Here is a 7084-nt window from a genome sequence, read left to right as displayed (position 1 = left end):
GCCAGCCACCGAACACAGCACCAAACAACTACATCGTTCGGGCAAGTGCTTCAGAAGCGAAGCCCTCGACTATAGCATGGATTGAAGGGGCTTTGCCAAGAATTCTGAAAATTCTTGGCAACCTATCAAACCCGCCACTTCTCCAGCAGCTTTTCCGGGCCCAGGCTGTCATAGCCTTCAAATGGCTGATGGATCCAGGGATTCGTCGGCAGGAACTCCACGGAGTAGTCAGGCGTGAACGTTGACAGCCCCTTGGTCCAGATCACCGCACTGCGCAGCTCCGTGATCGGTGCGTAGTTCGTCTTGAGCATGTCAATGACCGCATGCAGTGTGTGCCCAGAGTCCGCCAAGTCATCCACTAGCAACACTTTGCCGGCAATCTCACCCTTCGGGGTGGTGATGAAGCGTGCAATGTCGAGGTGACCCTGCACAGTACCAGCTTCGGCCCGATAAGAGCTTGTGGACATGATGGCCAGCGGTTTGTCGAAAATGCGACTCAGGATGTCACCGGGACGCAGACCACCACGGGCCAGGCACAGAATCGTATCGAACGCCCACCCGGACTGATGCACCTTGAGCGCCAGCTTCTCGATGAGACTGTGGTACTCGTCGTAACTGACATAGAGGTGTTTTCCGTCTTCGGTCAACATGGAATGGCTCCTGAATAGTGGGTGGCGGCTAAGACAACAGAGACAAGGCAACCCCGAGGGTTAGCCTGCGACATAGGGATGACGCATCATGATCGTATGGTCCCGATCAGGGCTGGTCGAGATCATGTCGATGGGAACACCCGTGACTTGCTCGATTCGCTCCAGATAACGTCGGGCGCTTTCTGGCAGCTTCGCGTAATCGGTCACACCCACGGTGGACTCACTCCAGCCCGGCAGCGTTTCATAGATAGGAGTACAGCGGGCAATGTCATCCGCGCCCATAGGCAGCAAGTCAATACGTTCGCCATCCAGCTCGTAGCCGGTGCACAACAGCAACTCGGTCAATCCATCGAGCACATCCAGCTTGGTGATGCACAGACCCGAGAGACCATTGACCTGCGCACTGCGCTTCAACAGCGCGGCATCAAACCAGCCGCAACGGCGGCTACGGCCCGTGGTCACGCCTTTTTCGGCACCCACAGTGCTCATGTGGTACCCGGGGGTCCCAGGAACTTCCCAATCCAGCTCCGTCGGGAAAGGACCGCCACCCACACGTGTGCAGTAAGCCTTGGTGATGCCCAGGATGTAATGCAGCATGCCGGGCCCTACGCCAGAACCCGCAGCCGCATTCCCCGCCACGCAGTTGCTCGATGTGACATAGGGGTAGGTACCATGATCCACATCAAGCAGCGTACCTTGCGCGCCTTCAAACAGAAGATTGGCCCCCGCCTGGTTGGCTTCATTCAACTCGCGCGACACATCCGCCATCATGGGCTTGAGCAACTCGGCATGGCGCATGGCTTCGGCATAGACCACGTCAAACTGCACCCGACCGTCCTGGATGTAAGGCTTGAGCGCATCGCCAAACACGAACTTGGCAGAACCCAGGTAGGTGGTGAGCACGTGGTTGTGCAGATCCAGCAGTTCACGCAGCTTGGATGCAAAACGCTCGGGGTACTTCAAGTCCTGCACGCGCAGGGCGCGGCGGGCAATCTTGTCTTCATAGGCGGGGCCAATACCACGGCCGGTGGTACCGATCTTCTCGGTGCCCCCCTGCTCCCGCGCAGCCTCACGGGCCACATCGATCGCGGCATGGAAAGGTAGGATCAGTGGGCAGGCTTCACTGATGCGCAAGCGCGAGCGAACTTCGACGCCGGCCTTTTCCAGTCCCTCGATTTCCTCGAACAACTTCGCAGCCGACAGCACTACACCGTTGCCGATGTAGCACTTGACCCCGGGGCGCATGATGCCGCTCGGAATCAGATGCAGTGCGGTCTTCACACCATTGATCACCAGCGTGTGGCCTGCGTTGTGCCCTCCTTGAAAACGCACAACACCTTGAGCGCTTTCCGTCAGCCAATCGACCAGCTTGCCTTTGCCTTCGTCGCCCCACTGGGTACCGACCACCACTACGTTGCGACCTTTGGTTGCTTTCATCTCAAACCCAATTCAAATGACAATTGCTCAAACAGCCTGCACGACCCAGCGGCCCGCGACCTGGACCAGTTCACGGTCGCAGTGGAACTCATCCACTTCACTCCCATGGCCCGGCAAAACACAAACGACCGTCTCCCCTGCAGAGCGCAGTTCGGAGATCGCAGCATGCACATCCGCCCCCTCGCCCCAAGGTGCCCGGATGGCAGCCTTCAATGCACGGGGAGGCACCACACCCACCACCTGCTTGATGTCCAGACTGAATCCAGCGGCAGGCCGGTTGCGCCCAAACACCGCGCCCACTTCGTCGTAGCGGCCGCCACGGACCAGCGCGTCACTGGCACCACGGGCATAAATCGCGAAGCGGGCGCCGCTGTAGTAGGCATAGCCACGCAGGTCCGCCAGATCAAAGGTCACCGCAGCACCCTCCAACCTCGACGCCAACCACTTCAAATTTGATAGCACTTCTGGCGCACCAGATACACGGTGAAGGGCTTTTTCGGCTTCAACCAACACAGAGGAATCGCCGTAGAGCTGAAGCAAGGCCAAAAGGCCTTCCCGGGACTCCACCGGGAAATCACGGGTCAGCGCTCTCAGCTCCTGGGCATCCTTGGCAGCCAACGCGGCATGGATAGCACTCAGCAACTGCGGGCCCACCGTGACGCCTGCAAGGAGGTTGCGAACGATGCGAACATCCGCCAAGTCAACCGTGGTGTCACGGACTTCGGCGATCCGCAGACATTCACGGGCCAGTTGCAACGCCTCCAGATCGGCCTCGACCCCAGCATGGCCGTAAATCTCGGCACCAAACTGCAGTGGCTCACGGGTGGCATGGGGACGATCAGGACGCGTATGCAGCACGGGCCCGCAATAACACAGGCGTGTTACCCCTTTGCGATTGAGCAGATGGGCATCGATGCGAGCGACCTGGGGCGTGGTATCGGCCCGCAACCCCATGGAGCGGCCGGAGAGCTGATCGACGAGCTTGAAAGTCTGGAGGTCCAGCGCTTCGCCCGTGCCCGTCAAGAGCGACTCAAGGTGCTCCATCAGCGGCGGCATGACCAACTCATAGCCATAACAGCGGGCTGTATCAAGCAGCCCGCGACGCAATTCTTCGATGTGCCGCGCTTCAGACGGCAAGACATCGGCAATGTGATCCGGAAGGACCCAAGCAGACATGGAGAAAAGGGGAGGCTGTTAAAACCGTGATTCTACCGGCACCCGCCAGAGGCACCCAAAGAATCTCTAGCGACGCCTGATGACAACCGTTAGAGCCAGAGCATCAACAGGCCTGCAATGATGGCCAGAAGCGCGAAAAATCGCACCTGACCATCTTGCAGTTGGGCAATCTGCTGGACTGCGCGCTTCCAGCTTTGTGGCGAGAAAAAGGGCAGCAACCCCTCAATAAGCAGGACCAGCGCCAACGCGGTCCACAAGCTGTCCCAGGTCACGCCCACCACTCACCACGCACGCGCATCACTTGCGAGGAGCCGCCTGGGATGCAGCAGGCGCCCCGCCGCGGAAAACCTTGAAAAAGTCAGACGAAGAAGGGTCCAGCACCATGACATCGCTTTTCTTGCTGAAGCTGGCTTTGTAGGCATCCAGGCTCCGGTAGAACTGCGCGAATTGCGGGTCACGACCAAAAGCCTCTGCGTAAATGCGCGCCGCCTCGGCATCACCTTCACCCTTCACCTTCTGAGCATCGCGGTATGCATTGGCGATGGTGATCTCACGCTGGCGGTCCGCATCGGCACGGATTTTTTCACCCTCAGCCGCACCGGTGGAGCGCAGCTCATTGGCCACACGTTTGCGTTCCGCCTCCATGCGCCGGTACACGGATTCCGTGATCGCCTCCACATAGTCCACACGGGTGATACGAACATCCACCACGTCCACGCCCCAAGGCTTTGCACCACGGACTGTATCGAGCACTTCACGCTTCACATCCGCCATCAAGGCTTCGCGCTTGACGGAAAGGAGCTCCTTGACCGTGCGCTTGTTGATCTCTTCCTGGAAGGCATTGCGCACCACCCGGTTGAGCTGCATGGCGCCTGCGCTCTCATCCAGACCCACGTTGCGAATGTACTCCGTGGGCTCGGAAATGCGCCAGCGCACGTACCAGTCGATCACCACCCGTTGCTTCTCAGCCGTCAGCATGGGCTCGGTGTCTGTGCTGTCCAAGGTCAGGAGACGCTTGTCAATGTACGTCACGTTCTGAAACGGTGGCGGCAGCTTGAAATTGAGGCCGGGCTCAGTGATCACTTCCTTGATCTGCCCCAGCGCATAGAGCACCCCGAACTGACGCTGATCCACCACGAAAAGCATCGAGCTCATGAGAGCAAGCACCACCAAAATAGTGGATGCAATAAATCCAACTCTGTTCACGAACGGCTCCTAGCGAGATTCACGGTCACGGGTGCGATTGGAATCACGCGCCCGGGGATCATTGGAAAAATTGGCCGCCGGTGCAGCAGGCGCCGCAGCGGGCGCTGCACTGGTTGCAGGAGCATCCACAGACCCCACACCACTACTCGCCACACTCTGCATGATCTTGTCGAGTGGCAGGTACAACAGGTTGGAGCCTTGGCGAGACTCCACCAGAACCTTGGTCACATTTCCGTAGATCTGCTGCATGGTGTCCAGATACATGCGATCACGCGTGACCTGGGGCGCCTTCTGGTATTCGGCCAGAACCGACGAGAAGCGCTGGGCATCACCTTGCGCCTGGGCCACGATACGCGCCTTGTAGGCTGCGGCTTCTTCGTTCAGGCGCGAGGCAGACCCCACCGCGCGCGGCACCACGTCATTGGCGTAGGCCTGCGCTTCATTCTTCGCACGCTCTCGCTCCTGGCCCGCTTTCAAAACATCGTCGAAAGACGCCTGAACCTGCTCTGGCGGACGCACCCCGCCTTGCTGCAGATTGATACCCACGACCTCGACGCCCACTTTGTAGCGGTCCAGAATCGTCTGCATCAGCGTGCGAACGCGGGGAGCAATCTGGTCGCGTTCTTCGGCCAAGGCCGTGTCCATGCGCATCTTGCCCACCACCTCCCTCACGGCAGTTTCGGCGGCCTGGACCACGGCGTCCGACGGATTCTTGCTTTCAAACAGCCACGCCCGCGCATCGCTCAGGCGATACTGCACGGCGAACTTGATCTCGACGATGTTCTCGTCTTCGGTGAGCATGGCCGACTCCCGCAGGCCCGTGCTCTTGATGACGGTGTCGCGGCCCACATCAGCAGAGCGGATCTGGGTCACAAAAACCAGCTCATGGCGCTCAATGGGGTAAGGCAAGCGCCAGTTGAAGCCCGCACCCACGGTGCTCTTGTACTTGCCAAACTGGGTGATGACGGCCTGCTGGCCTTCTTGGACGATAAAGAAGCCTGTGCCCATCCAGATCACGAAGACAATGCCAGCAATCAGGCCTACACCGACCCCGGCACTCTTCATGTCAGGCTGAAAGCCTCCCCCCGACCCGCCACCATTGCCAGGACCACGCGATCCGCCGTTTTTGCCACCGAACAGGCCACCCAGCTTGCGATTCAGGTCGCGCCAGAGCTCATCCAGATCCGGAGGCTGCTGACCATTGCCAGGGCGCTGGTCGCCTCCACGGGGACCGTTCTGAGGTGAGCCTCCCTGCCGATCGTCAGGACGCCCCCCCTCTTCCGATTTGTCCTCACCACGACCCCAGCGAGGATCATTCAGATTGAACATGCCCCGAATACGTTCTGGCAGCGAAGCCCAGCGTAGGGTGCGGTTTTGGAAATTCATGCGCAAAGTCTCTGGTTCTCGGATGGGGTCAATCAGTCCGTCATTGTGCCCAATCAAGGCATGGCATCCGGCAATTCAACGGCATCACCTGGGGTCATGTCCAACTGCGTGGCCAGCACCCTGGCAGCAAGCGCATGGCGCAAATGGTCAAGCCCCTCGCCCGAACGGGCACTCACGAACAGCCGGGGCAACAGATGCCCAGCCACCTCGTACTGGTCCTGCAACTCCGGCGGGCGCCGCTCACCAGCCAATGCATCCAACTTGTTGAACACCAGGATCTGTGGAATATCGGCAGCACCGATCTCATGCAGAACCCGTTCAACCTGTGTCATCTGCTCAGGAAAATCAGCATTGGATGCATCCACCACATGCAGCAGCAAGTCTGCGTCAATCGCCTCTTGCAACGTGGCCTGGAAGGCATCCACCAGCCCGTGCGGGAGGTCCCGGATAAAACCCACCGTATCGGACAACGAGACCGACCTGCCCGCATCAGCCAGATACAGCTGGCGGGTGGTCGTGTCGAGCGTTGCAAACAGTTGGTCAGCCGCATAGGCACGGGCCTTGACCAAGGCATTGAAGAGCGTGGACTTGCCTGCGTTGGTGTAGCCAACCAGCGAAATGTTGAAGGTATCGCGCCGCTCGCGCTGCCTGCGTTGCGTAGATCGCTGGCGCTTGACTTTGACCAAGCGCTCGCGCGTGCGCTTGATGGCATCGCCGATCATGCGGCGGTCCAGCTCGATCTGCTTTTCGCCAGGGCCACCACGGGCACCAATTCCGCCAGTCTGACGCTCCAGATGCGACCAGCGACGAACCAGGCGGGTGCTCACATACTGCAGCTTGGCAAGCTCGACCTGCAGCTTTCCCTCGTGGCTGCGCGCACGCTGGGCAAAAATCTCAAGAATGAGCAACGTGCGGTCGTTGACCGGCAACTCGATGTGGCGTTCCAGGTTGCGCTGCTGGGCTGGGCTCAAGGACTGGTCAAACAGCACCTCAACCGCACCATGCATCTGGGCCAAGGTTCGGATTTCATCGGCCTTTCCACTGCCCACAAACAGCGCCGCATCAGGCGCCTTGCGCTTGCAGGTAATGCGGGCCACAGGCTGCATGCCAGCTGTCTGTGCCAGCAGACCCAGCTCCTCCAGTTCACCGTCAAAGTGAGGCAGACCGAAGTCCACCCCCACCAACAATACCGGAGCGGTGCCTGCCTGAAGGGGCGTAGCCGAACTCAA

At 59.7% G+C, this 7084-nt stretch carries 7 protein-coding genes; all 7 read right to left on the bottom strand.

Features of this window, described 5'->3' with window-relative positions:
* Positions 1-125: 125 nt before the first annotated feature.
* The 7 genes from AC07Z7_RS13495 to hflX all read right to left on the bottom strand — a co-directional run bounded on the left by AC07Z7_RS13495 (position 126) and on the right by hflX (position 7084).
* Positions 126-650, bottom strand: coding sequence for a phosphoribosyltransferase (locus AC07Z7_RS13495; protein ID WP_063463243.1), 525 nt, complete (start codon positions 648-650; stop codon positions 126-128).
* A gap of 60 nt (positions 651-710) precedes the next feature.
* On the bottom strand, positions 711-2087 hold the full coding sequence (locus tag AC07Z7_RS13490) for an adenylosuccinate synthase (protein WP_094291795.1): 1377 nt from the start codon (positions 2085-2087) through the stop codon (positions 711-713).
* A gap of 27 nt (positions 2088-2114) precedes the next feature.
* Entirely contained in the window at positions 2115-3263 is a 1149-nt protein-coding gene (locus AC07Z7_RS13485) for an ATP phosphoribosyltransferase regulatory subunit (RefSeq protein WP_494766523.1), read from the bottom strand.
* Positions 3264-3352: 89 nt separating this feature from the next.
* Entirely contained in the window at positions 3353-3535 is a 183-nt protein-coding gene (locus AC07Z7_RS13480; RefSeq protein ID WP_252660939.1) for a DUF2065 domain-containing protein, read from the bottom strand.
* Positions 3536-3560: 25 nt separating this feature from the next.
* Positions 3561-4469, bottom strand: a complete 909-nt coding sequence (gene hflC / locus AC07Z7_RS13475; protein ID WP_063463240.1) for a protease modulator HflC — start codon at positions 4467-4469, stop codon at positions 3561-3563.
* Between the two features lie 9 nt (positions 4470-4478).
* Entirely contained in the window at positions 4479-5855 is a 1377-nt protein-coding gene (hflK, locus tag AC07Z7_RS13470; RefSeq protein WP_494766527.1) for an FtsH protease activity modulator HflK, read from the bottom strand.
* Positions 5856-5908: 53 nt separating this feature from the next.
* Positions 5909-7084, bottom strand: a complete 1176-nt coding sequence (gene hflX / locus AC07Z7_RS13465; RefSeq protein WP_494766522.1) for a GTPase HflX — start codon at positions 7082-7084, stop codon at positions 5909-5911.

The sequence above is a fragment of the Acidovorax sp. GW101-11A03 genome (assembly GCF_059424825.1).
The sequence above is the reverse complement of the archived record's forward strand: the minus strand, read 5'-3'. Positions and strand labels throughout refer to the sequence as shown.

Coding starts and splice junctions, on each gene's coding strand:
- hflK (WP_494766527.1), bottom strand. CDS start 5,855: ATGAATTTCCAAAACCGCACCCTACGCTGGGCTTCGCTGCCAGAACGT.
- AC07Z7_RS13495 (WP_063463243.1), bottom strand. CDS start 650: ATGTTGACCGAAGACGGAAAACACCTCTATGTCAGTTACGACGAGTAC.
- AC07Z7_RS13485 (WP_494766523.1), bottom strand. CDS start 3,263: ATGTCTGCTTGGGTCCTTCCGGATCACATTGCCGATGTCTTGCCGTCT.
- AC07Z7_RS13490 (WP_094291795.1), bottom strand. CDS start 2,087: ATGAAAGCAACCAAAGGTCGCAACGTAGTGGTGGTCGGTACCCAGTGG.